This window comes from Microbacterium sp. NPDC088619 (genome assembly GCF_044752825.1).
In the GTDB taxonomy this organism is placed as follows: Bacteria; Actinomycetota; Actinomycetes; order Actinomycetales; family Microbacteriaceae; genus Microbacterium.
Genome location: NZ_JBIVLZ010000001.1, coordinates 1,116,917 through 1,138,515, shown reverse-complemented (window position 1 = coordinate 1,138,515; position 21,599 = coordinate 1,116,917). Strand labels below are relative to the sequence as shown.

Genomic DNA, 21,599 nt, shown 5'->3' with positions numbered 1-21,599 from the left:
CCCGGGCGTGATTCAACCCGACGCGCCCGGTTCGGAGGGGTCTCCCACCTGATGCAGAGGTTTTCTCAGGAACACCTGCTCGGTTCCGTCACCCTGGGGCACCCGTTCAGCCTCCTCATAGCCGCAGGCCTTGTAGAGACGTATGTTCGCCTCGCTCAGGCTGCCGGTGAAGAGCTCTGCGGTGCTCGCGGTCGAGGATCGCTCAGCCGCGTCGAGCAGCGTGCGCCCGATGCCCTCGCCCTGCATATCGGGCGCTATGGCGATCCGGCCGATCAGCAGCACTCCCTCGTCCTCGACGAATCGGATCACTCCCAGCAGCCGGCCGTTCCTGCGCGCCGTCAGCCCCTTGCTGGATCGCAGCTCGGCCTCGACCTCGGGCAGGGTCTGGGTCAACGGCGGCATGTCGGCGCTGCCGTAGATCTGCGCCTCCGAGACGAACGCCGCTCGCTGAAGGGTGAGCACCTCACCCGCATCCGACTCCGACACCGGCCCGATCACCACGTCTGATGCGTCGCGGTCGATGTCTGTCTGTGCTCTCTCTGATTTCGTCACTGCGCCACGATCCGATGAGACCGGGGGGACTGTCAACCCCCTCGATCCGGACGTCGAGCAGAGCTAGCCTCGCAGTTCCCCAACCCCAGGAGGACTCCATGGCTGAGAAGACCGCGTCCAAGACCGGCAACGCATCCAAGCGCGGAGCGAAGACGACCAGGCGACAGAACGCCGAGAAGGGATTCACCGCATCGGCGACGCTCGCGGCGAACCTGCAGCTGGTGCTGGTCGACCTTATCGAGCTCTCGCTGCAGGGCAAGCAGGCGCACTGGAACGTCGTCGGCCGCAATTTCCGGGACACGCACCGACAGCTCGACGAGATCATCGATGCCGCGCGCACCTTCAGCGACACGGTCGCAGAGCGTATGCGGGCGCTGCACGCAGTGCCCGACGGGCGCACGGACACGATCGCAGAGTCGACGTCGCTCCCCGCGTTCCCGATGGGCGAGGTCTCGACGACCGACACGATCGACCTCGTGACAGCGCGACTGGACGCCGTCGTGGGAACGATCCGCGACGTGCACGACGCCGTCGACGAAGAGGACCCCACCTCGGCCGACATCCTGCACGCGGTGCTCGAGAGCCTCGAGCAGTTCGCATGGATGGTCAGCGCCGAGAACCGCACTCCGGCCGGTCGCTGACTCTGCGCGGGCGGCTCGTCAGCTGTCCCCGTCCGCCCCGCCTCGTTCGGCCTCGCGCCGCACGAGGCGGGGGAGGACGAGCCAGAGCAGGAGCACGCCCACGAACGAGGAGACCAGCGCGATGAGCCCCGCCGCTCGGTCGACCGTGAAGTCGATGATGAGGGTGGTGACGCCGATCGTGAGTGCGGCGATCGCCACGAGGTCGATCTTCACGATCCGAGCGGCCACCCGCACGAGTTCGGGCTTGCGACGTCGTCCGAACAGCGCTCGATGCATGGCCACCGGGGCCAGCGCCAGAATGGTGGCCACCGCAGCGAGGCCCACCAGCACCACATACACGTCTCGCTGGAACTCGTCCATGTCCTCGAACCGAGGAGTGAACGCCACAGCGAGGAGGAAACCCGTGAGGATCTGCGTGCCGGTCTGCATCACCCGCAATTCCTGCAGCAGCTCCTCCCAGTTGCGGTCCGCTCGCTCGTTGCGCGTCTCGTCGCGTCCGTCACGGCGGTCGTCGAGTTCCGTGGATGGCACGGTTCGGTCGTCGGGTTCCATGCGGCCAGTCTCGCGGGCGGCCTCGGATCCTGTCCAGCCGCTTGCGCGTCGACGGAGAAGGAGATCATGATGACGCTTCCACCGATTCGAGAGTGGTGGTCGGAACTGTCGCTCGACGCGCGGGTCGAGGTGCTCGGCGAGTCGGCACCGCAGCTGAGCGAACGAGCTCGAGGGGAGATCCGGACGATCACGGGCGCCGTGGTCGGCATGACCGAGACCCTCTCAGACGAAGACCTCGACTACGCGCGCTCGGAGACACGCTCGGAGATCGCCGACGAGGACGCGGACTGACCCCATCGCTCAGCTCTGTTCGAAGGGCTGCTCCTCGCGCAGCCTGGGGGTCGTGCGGCGCTCCGGACGCAGGCCTGCCTTGTCGGCGTAGAACGCACGGATCCGGTCCATGTCGGCGGCCACGTCACCCGTCAGCTCGAGGGTGGGTCCGAGACCTGTGGTCATGGTGGTGCGGTCGACGAATCCGAGTGTCACCGGCATCCCGGTCTCTCGCGCGATCCGATAGAAGCCGGATTTCCAGTACTCGTTTCCTCCGCGAGTGCCGTCGGGCGTGATCACGAGGCCGAAGACGCTGCCGGAATGCACCTGCGCGACGACGTCGTTGACGACCCGTGCAGGGTCGGCGCGGTCGACGGCGATGCCGCCGATGCTCCGCATGATCGGCCCTCGCCAGCCACGGAACAGGCTGTTCTTGCCGAGCCAGTGCACCTCGATGTCGAGTCGCCACGCGATAGCCAGCATGAGGACGAAATCCCAATTGGACGTGTGCGGCGCACCGATCAGGATGGTGGGTCGTGTCGGGGTCGCCTCGGCGGTGAGGGTCCAGCGGCTGGCTGCCCAGAAGAGGCGGGCGAGGAGTCGTTTGAGCACTCGTCAACCGTAGGGCAGAACTGCCTGTGACCCGTTCTCGTCTGGCGAGGCTTTTTCGCGCCACCCCGTCGGCACAGGCGTACGATCGAATGATGGCCAAGACACAGGACTCCGCCGAGCAGGACGCACCGACCGTGCTTCAGCCGCTGACCGGGACTCCGAACCTGCTTGAGGACGACGCCGCCGGGTACTGCAGCGGCGGCGTCTGCCACTTCCCTGCGCCGAAGACGCAGTAGCGATCAGACGCCGCCGCAGCGGTGACGGTCAGTGGCCGCCGCCATGTGCCCCGCCGGAGACGTCGTCCGCGGGCTTGCGGACGAACGGGCTCAGAGCGACGGCGGCGAGCGAGATGATCGCGGCGATGAGGAAGGCCATCCGCGCGCCGGGTGCACCGGCGGTCGCGGTATCGAGACCCTCGGCTTCTCCTGCGTGCAGGATGGCGGAGTAGGTGACGGTGAGGACAGCGACACCGGCTGCCCCGCCGACCTGCTGGAGCGTGTTCAGCACCGCGGAGCCGTGCGAGTACAGCGACCGCTGCAGTGATCCGAGCGATGCGGAGAACAGCGGCGTGAAGGACATCGCCAGCCCGACCGACATCGCCGCCTGCACGATGATCAGCACCCACCACACGGTGTGCTCGCCGACCGTCGAGTAGTAGAACAGCGCGGCCGAGACGAGGAGCGTTCCCGGGATCAGCAGCGGGCGCGTGCCACGGGCGTCGTAGACGCGACCCATGAGCGGACCGAGCACACCCATCAGCACCGACCCGGGGAGCAGGATCAGGCCGGACTCGAGCGCGTTGAGGCCTGCGACGTTCTGGAGGTACTGGGGGAGCAGGGTCAGCGTGCCGAACATGGACAGCGCGAGGATAGCCATGATGATGACGGCGAAGGTGAAGTTGGACGAGCGGAACACCCGCAGGTCGAGCAGTGCATCGTCGATCCGCTGCAGCACCAGCTGACGCCACACGAACAGCGCGAGCGCGACGGCGCCGACGACGAGTGCGGTCACGCCGGCAGCCTCACCCGAACCGCCCTCGCCACCGAACTGGCTGAGGCCGAAGACGATGCCGCCGAATCCGAGCGCTGCGAGCGGGATCGAGAGCACGTCGAGGGGGACCTTGCGGGTCTCGCCGAGGTTCGTCATCCACCGGACGCCGATGAACAGCGAGACGAGCGCGATCGGAAGGATGATCGCGAACAGCGCGCGCCAGTGGAGCGTCTCGAGCACCGCACCCGCGAGCGTCGGTCCGATCGCCGGTGCGAGTGAGATGACGAGGCCGACCCGGCCCATCATGCGACCGCGCGACTGCGGCGGGACGACGTTCATGATCGTGGTCATGAGAAGCGGCATCATGATGCCCGTGCCGGCGGCCTGGATGACGCGTCCGACGAGCAGGATCTCGAACCCTGGTGCCACGAGGGCGACGAGGGTGCCGAGCGAGAACGAGATCATCGCGGCGATGAACACCTGGCGCGTCGTGAACCGCTGCAGGATGAACCCGGTCGTGGGGATCACGACGGCCATGGTCAGCATGAACGCGCTCGTCAGCCACTGGCCGAGCTCCGGCGGGATGCCGAGATCGACGTTCAGATGCGGGATCGCGATCCCCATCGTCGTCTCGTTCAGGATCGCGACGAACGCGGCGACGAGGAGGAGCCAGATCACGCGCATGTCGCTGCGGGCGATCTCGCCGCTGGGGGCGGAAGGGGGCGTGGTGATCGAACCGGTGTCGACGGCAGACATACGGCCTCCAGGGCAGAGAAGAAGGGGGAGTGCGCGAGTGCGCGGGAACCATTCAGCGTAACGGCAGGGTCGGACATTTCATTCCGGATGCGGACGAATCCGCTCACAGCGGATGATCAGGATCGGTGCTCGGGCCGCCTCGCCCTGTGCGCTGACTACGCTTGCGGCATGAGCATGGGTGGCGGACGCGGTGGATTCCGCGGGGTGGACGAGAGCGCGCAGCGTCGCCTCAATGCCGAGGCGCCGAGGATCAGCGGTCTGGGTGCCAGAGTGATCAGCCTCTTCCGGCCTTACCGCTGGCGCATCTTCTGGACCGGCGTGCTGGTCGTGATCGGCGCCGCGATCGCAGTGATCCCGCCACTGATCGTCCAGCGCATCTTCGACGACGCGCTCTTCCCGGTCGACGGCGGGGGCCCGCAGCTGCAGCTGCTGATCTGGCTCGTCTCCGCGATGGTCGGGTTCTTCCTGGTCTCCGCGATTCTCGGCGTCGCGCAGACCTGGCTGACCTCGACGGTGGGCAACAGCGTCACCGGCGATCTGCGAGTCCGTCTGTTCGAGCACCTGCAGGCGATGGAGCTCGGCTTCTTCACCAGGACGAAGACCGGCGTGATCCAGTCCCGCCTGCAGAACGACGTCGGCGGTGTCTCGGGCGTCCTGACGAACACCGTCACCAGCATCCTGGGCAACGTCGTCACGGTGATCGCCTCTCTCGTCGCGATGATCCTGATCGACTGGCGCCTCACTCTGATCGCCGTCGTGCTGATGCCGTTCCTGATCATCGTGCAGCGGCGCGTCGGGCAGGTGCGGGCGCGCATCGCCGGCGAGACGCAGGAGTCGCTGTCGGAGCTCACCTCGATCACGCAGGAGACCCTGAGCGTCTCGGGGATGCTGTTGTCGAAAGCGTTCAACAGACAGCGCACGGAGTCGCAGCGATACCAGGCCGAGAACCGCAATCAGGTCATGCTGCAGGTGCGGCGAGCGATGAGCGGTCAGGGCTTCTTCGCCGTCGTGCAGGTGCTGATGGCGAGCGTCCCTGCCGTCATCTACCTCGTCTCGGGGTACCTCATCGCCGGTGGCAGCGGTGCGATCACCGCAGGCACGGTCGTGGCCTTCACCACCGTCCAGGCCCGTCTGCTGCAGCCGCTCATGGGCCTGATGCGGGTGTCGCTCGACCTGCAGACGTCCTCCGCGCTGTTCGCCCGCATCTTCGAGTACCTCGACCTCGTGCCCGAGATCCAGGACGCGCCGGACGCGATCACGGTGGCCGAAGCCCCGGGACCGCGGGGGCGGATCGAGTTCGCGGATGTCGTCTTCCGCTACCCGGATGCCGCGCCCGACGCCCGTCCCACTCTGCAGGGGGTGTCGTTCGTCGCCGAACCGGGTCAGCACGTCGCGTTCGTCGGTCCGTCCGGCGCAGGCAAGACGACGGTTCTCTACCTGGCTCCGAGGCTGTACGAGGCGCACGGCGGCGCCGTGCTGTTCGCGGGAGCGGACGTGAAGACCCTCACGCAGGAGTCGATCATCGACCAGGTCGGCATCGTGTCGCAGGAGACCTACCTGTTCCATGCCACGATCCGCGAGAATCTGCTCTACGCCCGCCCGGAGGCCACGGAGGAGGAGATGATCGCCGCCTGCACCGCGGCGAACATCCACCACATCATCAGCGGGTTCGAAGACGGCTACGACACGGTGGTCGGCGAGCGGGGCTACCGCCTCTCGGGTGGTGAGAAGCAGCGCATCGCGATCGCCCGTGTGCTGCTGAAGGACCCGCCCGTTCTCCTGCTCGACGAAGCGACCTCCGCGCTCGACACGGTCTCGGAGCGCGTCGTGCAGGAGGCGCTCGACGAAGCGGCGAAGGGCCGCACCACCCTCACGATCGCGCACCGTCTCTCGACGATCATGGGTGCGGACGTCATCCACGTCGTCGAGGCCGGCCTGATCGTGGAGTCGGGCACGCATGCCGAGCTCCTCGCTCTGGGAGGTCTCTACGCGGAGCTCGCCGCACAGCAGGTGGCCGCGTCGCGTGTGCTCGACACGGAGACGGTCATCGAGTCGACTGTCTCGGGCGGCCTGCGCGCCGCTCTCGCCGACCGCAGGGCCGACCGTGCGCCGGAGGACTCAGCTGGTGCGGACGCGGTCGAGGCGCTCACCGCGCCGGTTCCGCTGCTCGATATGCCTCGCGGGGACGAGCGGGTGTACCCGGCCGAAGGGTGACACGCCCTCAGTGCACCGACAGACCGCCGTCGATGAACAACGACTGTCCCGTGACGTAGCTCGAGCCGACACCGGCGAGGAACACTGCTGCCGCCGCGAAATCAGAGGGCAATCCGTTGCGGCCGATCATCGTCCGGGCGGCCAGCGCCGCGATCTGCGTCGGATCCTCCTGCAACCGCGCATTCAGCGGGGTGAGCACGAACCCGGGAACGAGGGTGTTGCTCGTTACTCCGGTGCCGCCCCACGCCTCGGCCTCCGAGCGCATCAGCGACTCCACGGCTCCCTTGGACGCGCCGTAGACGCCGCTGCCGACGAAGGCGCGGTGAGCCTGCTGTGAGCTGATGTGGATCAGGCGCCCGAAGCCTCGCTCGGCCATGCCCGTGGCATACCGTTGCCCGAGCAGGAACGGGGCGAGCGCATTGACGGTCATCGTCGCATCCCAGTCGTCCTCTGTGATCTCGGCGAACGGCGGGCGGATGTTGATCCCTGCGGAGTTCACGAGGATGTCCGGCTCGCCGAACGGCTCGGCGGCGGCTTCAGCGAGTGCGCGGATCCCTGCTCGGGTGCCGAGGTCGCCGACGATGCCGGCTGCGCGGCCACCGGCGCGAGTGAGCTCCGCGACGGTCTCGGCGATCCGGGCTTCTCCTCGTGCCGCGATCACCGTGGAGGCCCCCGCCCTCGCGAGTGCGGTGGCGATGCCTCGTCCGATGCCCGAGCTGCCGCCGGTGACGACGGCTGTGCGTCCCTCGAGCGAGAAGAGGTCTGCGAGGTACTGGTTCATCGGTCTCCTGGTGGCGAGGCTCACCATGCCAGAGCGGCGGCGAGGGCGGGGTCGGGGCGCGCGTCGGAGTGCTCGGGGAGTGCCTTTAGCTCGGCGACGAACGCGTCGATCTCCGACGAATACCGGGAATCGGCGTGGGTGCGTGCGATCTCGAGCAGTGGAGGCACATCCATTGCGAGGATCAGCTCGAGGCGGGCGGTGACGGCCGCCCGGGCGCCCGCGTCGTGCAGCACTCGGATCCCTCCGCGCAGCGCTTCGAGGTAATCGCGCAGCACCGGGAGCTGCGCACGGCCCTGAGTGATCGAGGTGCCGTCAGCCCGCAGACGCCACCGCACCACCGTGTCAGGGATGACGTCGAAGCTGCGGGCGCGCGTGTACATCAGTTGCGCGACCACCTGATCCTCGTATGCCACGCCCTCGGGAAATCTCAGATCGCTCCAGAAATCGGTGCGACTGATCTTCGACCACGCAACGATGTTGGCGCTCGCGCGGGGGTGCTCCATGATCGTGGTGCCGAGTCGTGCAGGAGACGTCGCGGCCGACACCCATGGCTGCACCCGCCCGGGGAGGTAGCGCTCGCCGTCGAAGCGCGATCGCACGTAGGCGCCGGCGACGAAATCGCTGCCGGTCTCTGCGATGGTGCCGAGGAGGCGTTCGAGTGCTGTCGGGGTGAGCTCGTCATCGCCGTCGAGAAACCCGACGAAGGGGGTGTCGACCAGCTCGAGGCCCACATTGCGTGCGGCGCCGAGCCCTCGCGACGCCTCGTGCCGCAGGCTGCGGAACCGTGGGTCCGCCGCAGCGGCCGCAGAGAAGATCTCCGCGGTGTCGTCGGCGGAGCCATCGTCGATGAGGAGAGCGCGCCACCGGGTCTCGGACTGCGAGCGCAGCGAGTCGAGTGCGGCCGGAGCGAAGGCGCCGATGTCGCGGCCGGGGACGATCAGGGTCACGATCGGGGCGGTGGCGGTCACCAGCCGAGTCTATGGCCGCACGCGCTGCTCTCGCCGTTCAGCGGTGGGCGACCGCGCGCACCGACTCGCCCACCAGTCCGGCGAGCCGCTCAGGCAGATCGGAGGGCAGTGCCTCGCGTCCGAACGTGAAGCGCACGGAGGTCTGGGCGGCCGAGGGAGACACGCCGCACGCGAGGAGCACGTGCGAGGGCTCGTCGCTTCCGGCGGCGCACGCGGAGCCGCTCGACGACACGACTCCCCGTCGCTCGAGTTCGAGCAGGACGGCCTCGCCGCTGACGCCCGCGAAGGTGAAGCTCGCTGTGCCGGGGAGCCTCGCTATCGGGTCGCCGGTGAGCGATGCCTGCGGCACGAGCGTCTGCACCGCTGAGATGAATCGACCCGTGGACGCGCTGAGTCGAGCGGTGAGCTCCTCGCGCTCGGACTCGGCGAGTTCGAGCGCCGTGGCAAGGGCCACCGCACCCGCGACGTTCTCGGTGCCCGAGCGGCGGCCTCGTTCCTGACCGCCCCCGTGCAGGAGGGGTTCGAGCGCGACGCGCCCGCGCACGGCGAGAGCCCCGATTCCCTTGGGGGTTCCGAGCTTGTGCCCGGCGACCGCTATCGCATCCGCCTCGAGACCGACGAGAGAGAGCCACCCCGCCGATTGCACCGCGTCGACGTGCAGCGGCACCCCGGCGCTCCGGGCCGCTGCCGCGAGTGAGGGCACGTCCTGGATCGTGCCGATCTCGTTGTTGGCGTGTCCGATGGCCACCAGTGCGGTGTCCTCGCGCAATGTCCGCGTCAGGGCGTCCACGGAGATCCGACCGTGAGCGTCGACCGGAGCAGCCGTGACCTCGACGCCGTGAAAGCGACGCAGGTAGTCGGCGGACTCGAGGATCGACTCGTGCTCGATCGGCGACACGACCAGGTGCCCCCGGCCGCGCGCGAGGGCTGCGAGCACGATCCCCTTCACCGCGAGGTTGTTCGACTCCGTTCCGCCGGAGGTGAAGATCACATCGCCGGACCGCATGCCGAGCATTCGAGCGACCCGTGAACGCGCCTCGTCGAGCGCGCTCGCCGCAGCCTCCCCGTACGTGTGATGGCTCGAGGGATTGCCGAACACCCCGGTGAGGAAGGGGTGCATCGCGTCGAGCACCTCCGGGCGGACGGGCGCGGTCGCGGCATGATCGAGGTAGAGCATCAGCGTCAGTCGATCCGCACGTCCAGGCCGAGGTCGAGGGCCCTGGCGGAGTGCGTCAACGCGCCGACCGAGATCACATCGACGCCGGTCGCCGCGATGTCGCCGACCGTGTCGAGAGTCACTCCGCCAGAGGCTTCGACCTGCGCGCGGTCGCCGATGAGCGCCACCCCCGCCCGCAGCTCATCGAGCGAGAAGTTGTCGAGCAGCACGGTGTGCGCTCCGCCGTCGAGCACTGCCGGGATCTGGTCGAGCCGGTCGACCTCGACCACCACGTGGGTGGTGTGGGGGAGGCGAGAGAACGCCTCGCGCAGGGCGGTGGCGAGGTCTACGCCGGAGCGCTTCAGCACTGCGAGATGGTTGTCCTTCGCCATCACCGCGTCGGACAGCGAATGGCGGTGATTGTGTCCGCCCCCCGAGAGCACCGCATGCCGCTCGAAGGCGCGGAGCCCTGGAGTCGTCTTCCGGGTGTCGGCGATGCGTGCGGACGTCCCCTCGATCGCGCGCACATATGCGGCGGTGGCTGTCGCGATGCCGCTCATCCGCTGCGTGAAGTTCAGTGCGATGCGCTCGGCGGTGAGGATCCCGCGGGCGGAGCCCGACACCGAGGCGAGCACGTCACCGGCCGCGAAGGCATCACCGTCACCCACGTGCACGTCGATCGAGAGCGCCGGATCCGTGAGAAGGAAAGCAGCCGAGAACACCTCGCCCCCGCTGAAGATGCCCGCCTCGCGAGCGACCAGATCGGCGGTGGCGGTGGCGTCCGAGGGGAGCAGGGTCGCGCTGGTGAGGTCGCCCCAGGGGGCATCCTCCTCGAGGGCTGCGCCGACGACACGGGTGATGTGGGCGGGGGTGAGCATCAGACGGTCTCCAGGAGGGCTGCGGCGACGGGTTCGCGGAAGTGTGCGCCGATCGACTCGGTGCGGGCGAGAGCTGCGGATGCCGTCGCCTCGGCGAGCAGGAGGAGGTTCGCGTCCTCGCGTTGGGCGACGGTCGTGGGGTCGGGGACGGCGGCGAGCCAACGACGTGCGGTGGCCACTGCACGGCGGAGGGCGTCTTCCGAACGCAGCAGGCCCACGTGGTCCCACATCATCCGCTGGAGTGCCGCGCGACTGAACGCGACGACGTGGGTGTCCGCATCATCGGCGAAGGGGCCTTCGCCGCGCAGCAGGCCGTTCCCGCGCTCTTCGCGCGCGGCCACCGGAAGATACTGCCACGGTGAGTCGAGTGCCGCTGCCGCGCGTGCGCCGAAGACGGCTCCTTCGAGGAGGGAGTTCGATGCGAGGCGGTTCGCTCCGTGCACGCCCGTGCGCGCGACCTCGCCCACCGCGAACAGGCCGGGAATCGACGTGCGTCCGTCGAGGTCCGTGACCACGCCGCCCATGAGATAGTGCGCAGCCGGCGTCACGGGAATCGGCTCGGAAGACCAGTCGAGACCGCGTTCACGCGTCACGCGATCGATCGTCGGGAATCGATGCGCGAGTCGGGGTCTGCCGATCATCGTCGCGTCGAGTCGTACGGGGGATCCCTGTCGAGCGGCCTGGCGGGCGATCGCGCGCGCGACGACATCGCGAGGGGCGAGTTCGCCGTCCGGGTGGCTGCCGAAGACGAATCGCCGGCCGGCCGCATCGAGCAGGGTTGCGCCCTCGCCGCGCACGGCCTCGGAGACGAGGAACGCCGGTCCTTCGGCCAGGATCGTCGGATGGAACTGCACGAACTCGAGGTCCGCGACCGCTGCGCCGACACGCAGGGCTGCGGCGACGCCGTCGCCGGTGGCTCCCACGGGGTTCGTGGTGTGCGCATAGAGGTGACCGGCTCCGCCCGTCGCGAGGATCACCGCATCGGCTGAGAGGTCGGAGACGACGCCGTCGACCACCACGCGGATGCCGCGCGCGCTGCCTTCCTCGACGATGACATCGGCGAGGAAGGCTTCTTCGACCACGGTGACGTCCGCGCTGCGGACCGCGGCCACCAGCGCCTGCGCGATCGCCGCTCCGGTGGCATCGCCGCCGGCGTGGACTATGCGGGCGTGACGATGAGCAGCCTCACGTCCGAGGAGAAGCTCACCGGACGGTGAACGGTCGAATGCGACGCCCCGGGCGATCAGCTCGGCGATCCGGGTCGCGCCCTCGCGCACGAGAACCTCGACGGCGGATACATCCGAGAGCCCTGCCCCGGCATCGATCGTGTCAGCCGCGTGCTGTCCCGCAGAGTCGCCGGCGCCGTAGATGCCGGCGACGCCGCCCTGTGCGTAACCGGTGCAGCCGTCGCCGATCGCGCCCTTCGTCACGACGGTGACCGAATGCCCCGCCTCCCGCGCGTGCAGTGCTGCGGTCAGGCCGGCGATCCCCGAGCCGACGACGATGACGTTCATCGTGCGCTCGTCACCGCGGGCGGCTTCGCCGCCAGCATCCGCTCGAGAGCGACACGCGCGGGGTCGGCCACGTCGGGCGTCACCGTGATCCGGTTCGGCGTGCGCCCCGCGACGAGCTCTTCCAGCACCCAGGCGAGGTAGCCGGGGTGGATGCGGTACATCGTCGAGCAGGGGCAGACCACCGGGTCGAGGCAGAAGATCTCGTGCTGGGGGAACCGCGCGGCGAGGCGGCGAACGAGGTTGATCTCGGTGCCGATCGCGAAGGTCGTCGGCGTGGTCGCGGCAGCGATCGCTCGGCGGATGTAGTCGGTCGAACCCGCCTCATCAGCCGCGTCGACGACGGCCATGGGGCACTCCGGGTGCACGATCACCCGCACGCCGGGGTGCTCGATCCGCGCCTGGTCGATCTGGTCGACCGTGAACCGACGGTGCACCGAGCAGAATCCGTGCCAGAGGATCACCCGGGAGTCGACGAGCTCGGATGCCGAAGAGCCGCCGAGTGCCTTGCGAGGGTTCCACATCGGCATCTGCTCGAGGGGCACGCCCATCGCCTTCGCGGTGTTGCGTCCGAGGTGCTGGTCGGGGAAGAAAAGCACGCGCCGCCCGCGCTCGAACGCCCACTCGAGCACGGTCTGCGCGTTCGACGAGGTGCAGACGATTCCGCCATGTCGGCCGACGAAGCCCTTGATCGCCGCGGAGGAGTTCATGTAGGTGACGGGAATCACGGGGACCCGACCGTCCTCGTCCTGCGCATCGAGGTCGCCGAGGACCTCTGCGAGCTGCTCCCAGCAGTCCTCGACCTGATCGATGTCCGCCATGTCCGCCATCGAGCATCCGGCGGCGAGATTCGGCAGGATGACCGCCTGGTCGGGGCCGGAGAGGAGGTCGGCGGTCTCGGCCATGAAGTGCACGCCGCAGAACACGATGGCCTCGGCATTCGGTCGCTCCTTCGCGGCGGTCGCGAGCTGGAACGAGTCGCCCACGTAGTCGGCGTGTCGCACCACCTCTTCGCGCTGGTAGAAGTGTCCGAGGACGACGGCACGGTCGCCGAGCACCGCCTTCGCCACGCGGATGCGCTCGTCGAGGTCTTCCTCGCTCGCCTCGCGGTACTCGGCGGGGAGCTCTCCCTGTCGCGGTGCTCCGGTCGGGATGACATCGCCCATCGACGAGCCCGGGCCGTACCCGGGGCGGGAGTCGAAGTCCCAGGGGCCGACGGCGAGGTCGGTCGTGCAGGTCGCGTCGGTCGAGGCCCCGGACACGATCGACTGGATCGCATGGTCGACGGAGGCGTCGACCGGCTGGACGACCGGGGTGGGAACGAAGGTGATGCTCATCGTGTGCTCGTCTCCTCAGGGCCGAGGGGGCCGTGATCGGCCAGCTCGACATCGGTGTTGTAGCGGTACAGGCGGGCGGGGCGGTGGCTGCCGGTGCGGAACTGGTCGGTGGGGATGAGGTTGCCCGCTGCCTCGACCTGACGCCGGAAATTCGCGGGGTCCAGGTGTCTTGCGAGAATCGCCTCGTACGCCTCGCGGAGGTCGGCCAGGGTGAATTCGGCGGGAAGGAATCCGTGGGCGACACGGCTGTAGCCGACCTTGCTCCGCAGGCGCCACAGCGCGTAGTCCACGATCTTCGTGTGGTCGAAGGCGAGCGGCGGGATCTCGTCGAGGTCGAACCAGCGCACGTTCTCGGGTGCTCTGCCGGATGCGCGATGCGCGGCGCTCTGCGCGTCGACGTCGTCCTGTCGGAGCAGGGCCCAGTACACGATCGACACGACGCGCGTGGGGGAGCGGTCGACAGCCCCGAAGGCATAGAGCTGCTCGAGGTAGCTCGGGGTCAGGCCGGTGGTCTCCGCCAGGGTCCGTGCTGCAGCATCGACGGGCGATTCCGTCTCGGTGAGCCAGCCGCCGGGGAGGGCCCACTGGCCGGCGAACGGCTCGCGCGTTCGCAGCACCAGAGGCAGCGCCAGCACAGCGGAGCCGTTGTCCGTGCGGCGAAGGGTGAGGATCACGGTCGACACGGCGACGTCGATTCCTCTGCTTTGGGTCATAGGTACCTTAACCTCCCGCTCCGATCTTAGTGTCATCGGGACTGTTAGTGCACCTTCGTGACGTCGCACGCCCTGAAGCCGAAACGTTATATACCAGCGTTCTGGCCTCTTGTCGCCACCAGAGGGATTTGTTAGGTTACTGTCCTAACAAATCCCTTCCGGGATCTGTTACGAACTCCTTCCCGGAGTTCGTCTCCACACCCGGAGAAATCCCTCCTGCAGTGCAGCACCGAGAGGAAATACAGAATGATCCGTAACGGAAGGCGCAAGATCGCGCTCACCGCTGTGGCGGGGGCATCCGTCCTCGCCCTGGGCCTGACGGCCTGTGGCGCAGGCGGAGGCAATGAGGGGAGCGGTGGCGACGGCGACCGCGCTCTTCGTGTCTGGGCCGGCAGCCAGACCCCCATCACCGCGAACTACAACCCGTTCGCCCCGACCGTGCTCCACGGTGCGCTCGGACCGATCTACGAGCCGCTGTTCTTCTTCAACAAGACGGCGGACGCCGAGCCGGTCGGCCTGATCGGCGACTCGTTCGAGTACAACGAAGACGGCACGGCGATCACCATCACCATCAAGCCCGACCTCAAGTGGAGCGATGGAGAGCCGCTCACCGCGGCAGACGTCGCGTTCTCCTTCTCGTACGAGGCGAACAACCCCGAGGGCAACGGCCTGGTCTCCGCGGAGGCGACCGACGACACCACGGTCGTCCTCACCTACACGACCGCGCAGTACACGACCGAGTTCCAGCGTCTCGGCTCGACCTACGTCCTCCCGGAGCACATCTGGTCGGAGGTCACCGACTTCGCCAACTTCGCGAACGAGGAGCCGGTCGGTTCCGGCGCCTACGTGGTCGACAAGACGACGAGCGAGTCGTACACGCTCGTCGCCAACGAGAACTTCCGCGATGCCGACGAGCTCGGAGTGAAGAAGGTCCAGTACATCGCGGTCGACAACAACCAGACCGCGCAGGATCTGCTCGCCGCAGGCAAGCTCGACTGGACGGGCATGTTCATCCCGAACCCCGACGATGTCACGGGCAACGGCGCGATCGACTGGATCAACACCCCGCAGGACCCGACCGTGCTCTACACCTGCTCGAACGCCGAGCTCGGCTGCACAGGTCCGCAGACCGATGTCGCGGTCCGGCAGGCGCTCAACGTCGCCATCGACCGCGCGGCGATCAAGGACAAGGCGTTCGTCGGTCTGACCGGCGACATCTCGCCCACCTTCGCGCTGCTTCCGCGTGATGAGAAGTGGGTCGCGGACTCCGCCAACGAGGTCAGCCCGCAGGAGGCGGACGCCGCAGAGGCGGGCGAGATCCTCGAGACCGCCGGCTACACGAAGGACGGCGACTACTACGCGAAGGACGGCGTGCCGATCGAGCTCAGCCTGATCTCGGTCGACGGCTGGACCGACTACAACGACGCCGCCAAGCTGATCGCCGAGCAGGCAGAAGCGGCCGGCATCAAGGTCACGGCATCCACCGTGCAGTGGCAGGAGTTCTCCGACGCCCGGCAGGGCGGCGACTTCCAGCTCATCGTCGGCGGTGTCATCGGCACCTCGGTCGCCGACCCGTTCCAGATCTACCGTGACTGGTTCGGTGGCACGGCAGTCGAATCCACCAGCCCGGTGGGCACCGAGGTTCCCGCCGGTCGCTGGAACTTCAGCCGGTACAGCAACCCGGTGGTCGACACCGCCATCCAGGCGGCCGTCAGCACGAACGACGAGGCCGAGAAGAAGGAACTGTACGGCACGATCCAGACCGAGATCGTCCGTGACCTGCCCTACATCCCGCTGGTGATCAACGCCACGCAGACCTTCTACAACACGAAGGACTTCACGGGTTGGCCGACGGAGGAGGACCTCTACGCCTTCCCGCCGTCCTGGGGCGCGATCGCCGCGGGCTACGTCCTGACGCAGCTCGAGCCGGCGAACTAAGCACATGAGGTCGGGGGAGCAGGAAGCAAGGTCAGTGACATGAAGTTCTATGCACGAAGAATCGGGTTCTACGCGTTCACGCTGTGGGCCGCGATCTCACTCAACTTCCTGCTTCCCCGGCTCATGCCGGGGAACCCGGCGGACATCATGATCGCCAAGATGCAGCGAGCCGGCGGCGAGGTCTCCGAGACCACGATCCGCAACATCAAGCTGCTGCTCGGCGGTGATGACTCGTCTCTCTGGGACCAGTACATCGCGTACTGGGGTCGCATGTTCCAGGGCGACCTGGGCATCTCCGTCACCAAGTTCCCCACTCCGGTGAGCGAGCTGATCAGCCAGGCGCTGCCCTGGACGCTCATCCTCGTCGGCACGGTGACCGTGATCTCCTTCATCCTCGGCGTCGTGCTCGGCGCCTGGGCCGGGTGGAAGCGTGGCACCTGGGTCGATCACCTGATCCCCGCGACCACCGTGCTGCAGTCCATCCCCTACTTCTGGATGGCGCTGCTGCTCGTCTCGGTCTTCGCGGTCGGACTCGGCTGGTTCCCGATCTTCGGCGGCTACGACGTCTTCGAGTTCCCCGATGGGCCAGAGCCCACATGGGCGTTCTTCACGAATGCGCTCTCGCACGCGATCCTCCCCGCCATCACCATCGTCATCTCATCGGTGGGCGGCTGGATGTTCGGAATGCGCAACATGATGGTGCAGACCATGGCCGAGGACTACGTGCTCACGGCCGAGGCGAAGGGTCTTCGCCCTCGTCGCATCATGACCACCTATGCCGCGCGCAACGCCGCGATCCCGTCGATCGCAGGGTTCTCGATCACCCTCGGCTTCGTCGTGGCGGGTTCGATCGTGATGGAGCAGGTGTTCACCTATCCGGGCATCGGCAAGCTGATGTTCCAGGCGGTCACGAACAACGACTACGCGCTGATGCAGGGGCTCTTCCTCGTCATCACCATCACGGTGCTCGCCGCCAACTTCATCATGGACCTCGTCTATGGCTTCATCGACCCGAGGGCTCGCCAGAATGTCTGACACCGAGAACGCAGTGCTGATCACCAAGGATCAGCCCACGACCCAGCCCGCGAGCACCATCTCGATGGCGACCCACCGGGGGCGCAAGCGCCGCCGCGTGCTCCCCATCACCTCAGGGAAATTCGTCGTCGGCGCGGTCCTCGTGCTGTCGATCGTGCTGTTCGCGATCATCGCCCCGATCTTCTCGCAGGATCCGCGGAGCACCGACAACCCGGCTCTGCTGCCGCCGTCGCCGGAGCACTTGCTCGGCACCACCAAGCTGGGCAACGACATGTTCGCCCAGCTCGCGATCGGCGCTCAGGGGTCGCTCCTGGTCGGCGTCGTCGCCGGCGGCATCGCCATCGTGCTGTCGCTGCTCTTCGGGGTTCTCGCCGGGTACCTGGGCGGATGGCGGGAGGATGGCCTCGCACTGCTCACGAACGTCATGATCGTGATTCCCGGTCTGCCGCTGGTCATGGTGATCGCGTCATTCGTCCCCGAGCGCAACTGGCAGCTCGTCGCCTTCGTCCTCGGCATCACTTCCTGGGCCGGCGCCGCCTACGTGCTCCGGTTGCAGACGAGATCACTGCGCACCCGTGACTACGTCTACGCGTCGAAGGTCGCGGGGGAGAGATCCTTCCGGGTGATCCTGGTCGAGATCATGCCGAACCTGCTGCCGCTGCTCACCGCGCAGTTCCTGTTCGCGATCATCTTCGCGATCCTCGGTGAAGCCGGTCTCTCGTACCTCGGTCTGGGGCCCACCTCGTCGATCACCTGGGGGACCATCCTCAACGACGCGCAGTCCGGCCAGGCACTCGGACGAGGCGCTTGGTGGTGGTTCGTCCCTCCGGGAATCATGATCGCTCTCCTCGGCGCGGGGCTTTCGCTCATCAACTTCGCGATCGACGAGGTCATCAACCCCAAGCTGCGCAATGCGCCCGACGCTGCTCGACGCGTGCGCAAGGCCGCCAAGACGAAGGGGGTCGCCGCATGAGCGCTCCGGATGCCGTGCTGACCGCACGCAACGTGTCGATCGAGTACGAGGTGGATCCGCCGGTCAAGGCGGTCCGGAACGTGTCCCTCACGCTGAACCGCGGCGAGATCCTCGGCCTCGCAGGCGAATCGGGCTGCGGCAAGACCACCCTCGCGTACGGCATGAACCGGCTTCTCAAGGCGCCGGCGCTCATGACCGGCGGTGAGATCGTGTTCCACGACCGCGACGGCCACGACATCGACATCGTCGCACTCGACGGAGAGGGGCTGAGGGCGTTCCGCTGGGACAAGATCTCGATGGTGTTCCAGGGCGCGATGAACTCGCTCAACCCGGTGATCAGCGTCAAGGCGCAGATCTTCGACATCTTCGAGACCCATCGCCCCGGCATGTCCAAGAAGGACAAGCAGGCCAGGGCAGAGGAGCTGCTGACTCTCGTCGGGGTCGACCCGTCGAGGCTCACGAGCTTCCCGCACGAGCTCTCCGGCGGCATGCGCCAGCGCATGATGATCGCTATGGCACTCGCGCTGGATCCGCAGGTCATGATCATGGACGAGCCGACCACGGCACTCGACGTGGTCGTGCAGCGCGGGATCATCCGCGAGATCATGCGGCTGCGCGAGCGGCTCGGCTTCGCAGTGATCTTCATCACGCATGACCTTCCGATGCTGATCGAGATCAGCGACCGCATCGCCGTCATGCTGCAGGGGCAGATCGTCGAGGAGGGCACGGCGGAGGAGATCTACCGCACGCCCCAGCACGAGTACACGAAGAAGCTGCTGTCGAGCTTCCCGAGTCTGACCGGAGAGCGTGGCGATTTCGTCCGAACCGGCAACCAGCCCAGTCAGGAGGAGATCCGATGAGCGCTCACACCCTCGAGGCCCGCAACCTGGTGAAGGACTTCACTCTGCGATCAGGGCTCAAGACGTCGGTCCTGCACGCGGTCAAAGACGTCTCGTTCACCATCGAAGCAGGCAAGACGGTCGCCCTCGTCGGTGAATCGGGCTCGGGCAAGTCGACGATCGCCCGGATGCTGATGAAGCTCGAGACGCCGACGAGCGGGCAGATCCTGCTCGACGGGAAGGAATCCGGAATGCGTGGCCGGGCGGTCGAGGACTACCGCTCGCAGGTGCAGATGGTCTTCCAGGACCCGTTCGCCTCGCTGAACCCGTTCCACACGATCGTCCACCACCTGGAGCGACCGATCAGGCTCCACCATCCGAAGCTCTCCGGCGCCGAGGTGCGTGCGCGCGCCATCGAGCTGCTCGAGCGTGTGCGGCTGTCACCCGGGGAGAGCTTCGCCGAGCGTCGTCCGCACGAGCTGTCGGGTGGCCAGCGACAGCGCGTGGCGATCGCACGGGCGCTGGCGCCCGGGGCACGGTTCATCGTCGCGGATGAGCCGGTCTCGATGCTCGATGTCTCGATCCGGCTCGGGGTACTCAACCTGCTGGCCGATCTGCAGCGGGAGGAGAACCTCGGCGTGCTCTACATCACGCACGATCTCGCGACGGCCCGGCACTTCAGCGACGAGATCATGGTCCTCTACAAGGGGGACGTCGTGGAGCGCGGGCTTGCAGACGAGGTCATCCTCAATCCGCAGCACGAGTACACGAAGACACTGCTGGGCGCAGCGCCAGAACCCGAGAACCTCGGGCGCCTTCGTGATGAGGTCCGGGCCGAGCTGGCGGGCCGCTGACCCCCATCCTGACGCCGTGCTCTCCTGACGCCGTGCTCTCCTGCCGCCTCCCGCTCGGGGGCGTCGGGAGAGCACGGCTTCCTGCGACCTGTGCCGACGACGTCGACCCGCTAGACTGAGGCGACAATTGAAGACAGGCCGAATGAACCCCGCGGGAGAGCCCCGGCGAATGCAGCCGGGCACCGAAGGAGCAAGCCTCCCCGCCAATCTCTCAGGTACGCGTACCGCGCGGTTCCGGCCACTCTGAAAAGCGATATCCAGCGAACCCGGCGACGAGCACCCGCGCGTCCCCGCTCCTCGCCAGATGTCCGCCGACGGTGAAAGCCCAGTCTCTGGGCGAAGCTCTCAGGCCCATGACAGAGGGGGAGTTCCCAGGAGCAGCGTCGCCGCTGTTCCACCCGACCCAGCCCGGGAGAACTCCATGTCCGACCCTCGCTACACCCCTCTGCGTGATCGTCACGAAGCGCTCGGCGCATCGTTCACCGACTTCGGGGGCTGGCAGATGCCGGTGCGCTACACCTCCGACCTCGCCGAGCACCACGCCGTGCGCCAGGCTGCGGGCATCTTCGACATCTCCCACATGGCGGAGTTCCTCGTCACCGGCGACTTCGCCGGGGACTTCCTCGACTACTCGCTCGCCGGCCGGCTGTCGGCGATGGCCGTGGGCAAGGCCAAGTACTCGCTGATGCTGGCCGATGACGGCGGGATCATCGATGATGTCATCGTCTACAGACTCGCAGAGGATCGGTTCCTGGTGATCGCGAACGCGGGAAACCGCGGGTTCGTCGACGCGGCGTTCGCGTCGCGAGTGCGATCGTTCCCCTCGCTGCTCGAGCGCGAGCTGCCCGCCAGGGCCGAAGGCGAGGACCGCAGCTTCGCGGGGTTCATCGGAGATCGAGGAGTCGACGTCGAGGACGTCTCCGACGAGTACGCGCTGCTGGCTGTTCAGGGCCCGGCCTCTGAGGCGATCCTCTCCTCGACGACGGGCATCACCGAGCTCGGCATCCCGTGGTCCGAGCAGAAGTACTACGCATGGGCTGACGCGATGTTCCTCGGCGCGCCGCTGCTCCTCGCCCGCACCGGGTACACCGGCGAGGACGGCTTCGAACTGCTCGTGCGCGTCGCCGATGCGCCGGCTCTGTGGGACGCTCTCACAGACGCGGGGGAGAAGCACGGGCTCGTCCCCGCGGGCCTCGCCGCGCGCGACACCCTCCGACTCGAGGCGGGCATGCCGCTCTACGGACATGAGCTCTCGCGCGAGACGAAGCCGTCTCAGGCCGGTCTCGCGCGAGTGGTGGTGTCCGACAAGGAGGACTTCATCGGCAAGGGAGCGGTGGATGCCGCATCCGACGCGCCGGTGCTCGTGGGCCTCGTCGCCGAGGGGAAGCGCGCCGGACGTGCGGGCTACTCGGTGGTCGACGCAGACGGCACCGTGCTGGGCGAGGTCACCAGTGGTGCTCTGAGCCCGACCCTCGGCCACCCGATCGCGATGGCCTACGTCGAACCGTCTTCCGCTGCCGCGGGAACCGCAGTATTCCTTGATGTGCGGGGAACCAGGATCCCCGCGACCGTGACCGCCCTGCCTTTCTACCGGAGGATGAAATGACCGATCTGAACGCACTCAGCTATACCGACGAGCACGAATGGATCGCCGCTGACGGCGACACCGTGACAATCGGGATCACCGATTACGCGGCTGACAAGCTGGGCGATGTCGTGTTCGTCGAGCTCCCTGCGGTCGGCACGGAGATCGCCGCAGGCTCGGTCGTCGGCGAGATCGAGTCGACCAAGTCGGTCGGCGAGCTCTACGCCCCGGTCGCCGGCACGGTCGTCGAGATCAACGACGCCGTCGTCGACGACCCTTCGCTCGTGAATGCCGAGCCGTTCGCCGGAGGCTGGCTCATCAAGGTCTCCGTCGCCGCGGGTGCCCTCGAGGGCCTGATGGACCGCGACGCGTACGTCGCTCTCACGGAGGGCTGATCGACCAGTGGTCTCTTTCGCCGATCGTCACATCGGAACCACCGCCGCT

General features: G+C 67.7%; 22 protein-coding genes and 1 riboswitch. Of the genes, 11 read left to right on the top strand and 11 right to left on the bottom strand.

The features are described from left to right. Positions 1 to 12: 12 nt before the first annotated feature. Positions 13 to 552: a GNAT family N-acetyltransferase gene (locus ACIP5T_RS05785; protein ID WP_400861374.1), complete on the bottom strand. Its 540-nt coding sequence runs from the start codon at positions 550 to 552 to the stop codon at positions 13 to 15. A gap of 98 nt (positions 553 to 650) precedes the next feature. Here ACIP5T_RS05785 and ACIP5T_RS05780 point away from each other — a divergent pair, with 98 nt between their 5' ends. Then, positions 651 to 1,193 (top strand): Dps family protein, encoded by a 543-nt coding sequence (locus ACIP5T_RS05780; RefSeq protein WP_400861372.1) that lies wholly within the window; start codon positions 651 to 653, stop codon positions 1,191 to 1,193. An 18-nt stretch (positions 1,194 to 1,211) separates the two neighbouring features. Here ACIP5T_RS05780 and ACIP5T_RS05775 read toward each other — a convergent pair whose 3' ends face one another. After that, positions 1,212 to 1,745, bottom strand: coding sequence for a DUF6328 family protein (locus ACIP5T_RS05775; RefSeq protein ID WP_400861369.1), 534 nt, complete (start codon positions 1,743 to 1,745; stop codon positions 1,212 to 1,214). Between the two features lie 69 nt (positions 1,746 to 1,814). Here ACIP5T_RS05775 and ACIP5T_RS05770 point away from each other — a divergent pair, with 69 nt between their 5' ends. After that, positions 1,815 to 2,036: a hypothetical protein gene (locus tag ACIP5T_RS05770; RefSeq protein WP_400861366.1), complete on the top strand. Its 222-nt coding sequence runs from the start codon at positions 1,815 to 1,817 to the stop codon at positions 2,034 to 2,036. A 9-nt stretch (positions 2,037 to 2,045) separates the two neighbouring features. Here ACIP5T_RS05770 and ACIP5T_RS05765 read toward each other — a convergent pair whose 3' ends face one another. Further along, positions 2,046 to 2,627 (bottom strand): 1-acyl-sn-glycerol-3-phosphate acyltransferase, encoded by a 582-nt coding sequence (locus ACIP5T_RS05765; RefSeq protein WP_400861363.1) that lies wholly within the window; start codon positions 2,625 to 2,627, stop codon positions 2,046 to 2,048. Positions 2,628 to 2,719: 92 nt separating this feature from the next. Here ACIP5T_RS05765 and ACIP5T_RS05760 point away from each other — a divergent pair, with 92 nt between their 5' ends. Next, complete coding sequence (locus ACIP5T_RS05760; protein ID WP_400861360.1) at positions 2,720 to 2,863, top strand: hypothetical protein; 144 nt, start codon at positions 2,720 to 2,722, stop codon at positions 2,861 to 2,863. Between the two features lie 28 nt (positions 2,864 to 2,891). On the opposite strand, the gene ACIP5T_RS05755 is transcribed toward ACIP5T_RS05760, so the two are convergent. Next, complete coding sequence (locus ACIP5T_RS05755; protein ID WP_400861357.1) at positions 2,892 to 4,373, bottom strand: MDR family MFS transporter; 1,482 nt, start codon at positions 4,371 to 4,373, stop codon at positions 2,892 to 2,894. A gap of 168 nt (positions 4,374 to 4,541) precedes the next feature. Here ACIP5T_RS05755 and ACIP5T_RS05750 point away from each other — a divergent pair, with 168 nt between their 5' ends. Then, positions 4,542 to 6,587 carry an ABC transporter ATP-binding protein gene (locus ACIP5T_RS05750; RefSeq protein WP_400861355.1) on the top strand — a complete coding sequence of 682 codons (2,046 nt, stop codon included), beginning with the start codon at positions 4,542 to 4,544 and terminating at the stop codon, positions 6,585 to 6,587. A 7-nt stretch (positions 6,588 to 6,594) separates the two neighbouring features. Here the strand turns inward: ACIP5T_RS05750 and ACIP5T_RS05745 are convergent, their stop codons facing one another. From ACIP5T_RS05745 to ACIP5T_RS05715, 7 genes are read right to left on the bottom strand one after another with little or no spacing between them, the layout of a single operon-like run. Next, a complete protein-coding gene (locus ACIP5T_RS05745; RefSeq protein ID WP_400861352.1) occupies positions 6,595 to 7,368 on the bottom strand; it encodes an SDR family NAD(P)-dependent oxidoreductase in 774 nt (257 codons plus the stop codon). 20 nt (positions 7,369 to 7,388) lie between these two features. Continuing rightward, positions 7,389 to 8,336, bottom strand: coding sequence for a glycosyltransferase family 2 protein (locus tag ACIP5T_RS05740; RefSeq protein ID WP_400861350.1), 948 nt, complete (start codon positions 8,334 to 8,336; stop codon positions 7,389 to 7,391). A 37-nt stretch (positions 8,337 to 8,373) separates the two neighbouring features. Then, positions 8,374 to 9,513 (bottom strand): cysteine desulfurase family protein, encoded by a 1,140-nt coding sequence (locus ACIP5T_RS05735; protein ID WP_400861347.1) that lies wholly within the window; start codon positions 9,511 to 9,513, stop codon positions 8,374 to 8,376. 5 nt (positions 9,514 to 9,518) lie between these two features. Continuing rightward, positions 9,519 to 10,370 (bottom strand): carboxylating nicotinate-nucleotide diphosphorylase, encoded by an 852-nt coding sequence (gene nadC / locus ACIP5T_RS05730; RefSeq protein WP_400861345.1) that lies wholly within the window; start codon positions 10,368 to 10,370, stop codon positions 9,519 to 9,521. After that, positions 10,370 to 11,884: an L-aspartate oxidase gene (nadB, locus tag ACIP5T_RS05725; RefSeq protein WP_400861342.1), complete on the bottom strand. Its 1,515-nt coding sequence runs from the start codon at positions 11,882 to 11,884 to the stop codon at positions 10,370 to 10,372. The genes nadC and nadB overlap by 1 nt, the downstream gene beginning before the upstream one ends. Beyond that, entirely contained in the window at positions 11,881 to 13,218 is a 1,338-nt protein-coding gene (gene nadA / locus ACIP5T_RS05720) for a quinolinate synthase NadA (RefSeq protein WP_400861341.1), read from the bottom strand. Before nadA ends, nadB begins: the two co-directional genes overlap by 4 nt. Next, complete coding sequence (locus ACIP5T_RS05715) at positions 13,215 to 13,931, bottom strand: NUDIX hydrolase (RefSeq protein ID WP_400861338.1); 717 nt, start codon at positions 13,929 to 13,931, stop codon at positions 13,215 to 13,217. The genes nadA and ACIP5T_RS05715 overlap by 4 nt, the downstream gene beginning before the upstream one ends. A 246-nt stretch (positions 13,932 to 14,177) precedes the next feature. Here ACIP5T_RS05715 and ACIP5T_RS05710 point away from each other — a divergent pair, with 246 nt between their 5' ends. The 7 genes from ACIP5T_RS05710 (at position 14,178) to gcvH (ending at position 21,550) form a co-directional block, all read left to right on the top strand. Beyond that, positions 14,178 to 15,869 (top strand): ABC transporter substrate-binding protein, encoded by a 1,692-nt coding sequence (locus tag ACIP5T_RS05710; protein ID WP_400861335.1) that lies wholly within the window; start codon positions 14,178 to 14,180, stop codon positions 15,867 to 15,869. 39 nt (positions 15,870 to 15,908) lie between these two features. After that, positions 15,909 to 16,904 carry an ABC transporter permease gene (locus tag ACIP5T_RS05705; RefSeq protein ID WP_400861332.1) on the top strand — a complete coding sequence of 332 codons (996 nt, stop codon included), beginning with the start codon at positions 15,909 to 15,911 and terminating at the stop codon, positions 16,902 to 16,904. Then, positions 16,897 to 17,877 carry an ABC transporter permease gene (locus tag ACIP5T_RS05700; protein WP_400861330.1) on the top strand — a complete coding sequence of 327 codons (981 nt, stop codon included), beginning with the start codon at positions 16,897 to 16,899 and terminating at the stop codon, positions 17,875 to 17,877. Before ACIP5T_RS05705 ends, ACIP5T_RS05700 begins: the two co-directional genes overlap by 8 nt. Further along, positions 17,874 to 18,737, top strand: coding sequence for an ABC transporter ATP-binding protein (locus ACIP5T_RS05695; protein ID WP_056508768.1), 864 nt, complete (start codon positions 17,874 to 17,876; stop codon positions 18,735 to 18,737). The genes ACIP5T_RS05700 and ACIP5T_RS05695 overlap by 4 nt, the downstream gene beginning before the upstream one ends. Beyond that, complete coding sequence (locus ACIP5T_RS05690) at positions 18,734 to 19,570, top strand: ABC transporter ATP-binding protein (protein WP_400861326.1); 837 nt, start codon at positions 18,734 to 18,736, stop codon at positions 19,568 to 19,570. Before ACIP5T_RS05695 ends, ACIP5T_RS05690 begins: the two co-directional genes overlap by 4 nt. Before the next feature lie 142 nt (positions 19,571 to 19,712). Further along, positions 19,713 to 19,807, top strand: a riboswitch (glycine riboswitch). A 184-nt stretch (positions 19,808 to 19,991) separates the two neighbouring features. Then, positions 19,992 to 21,176 carry a glycine cleavage system aminomethyltransferase GcvT gene (locus ACIP5T_RS05685; RefSeq protein WP_400861325.1) on the top strand — a complete coding sequence of 395 codons (1,185 nt, stop codon included), beginning with the start codon at positions 19,992 to 19,994 and terminating at the stop codon, positions 21,174 to 21,176. Then, positions 21,173 to 21,550 (top strand): glycine cleavage system protein GcvH, encoded by a 378-nt coding sequence (gene gcvH / locus ACIP5T_RS05680; RefSeq protein ID WP_400861322.1) that lies wholly within the window; start codon positions 21,173 to 21,175, stop codon positions 21,548 to 21,550. Before ACIP5T_RS05685 ends, gcvH begins: the two co-directional genes overlap by 4 nt. Positions 21,551 to 21,599 lie beyond the last annotated feature (49 nt).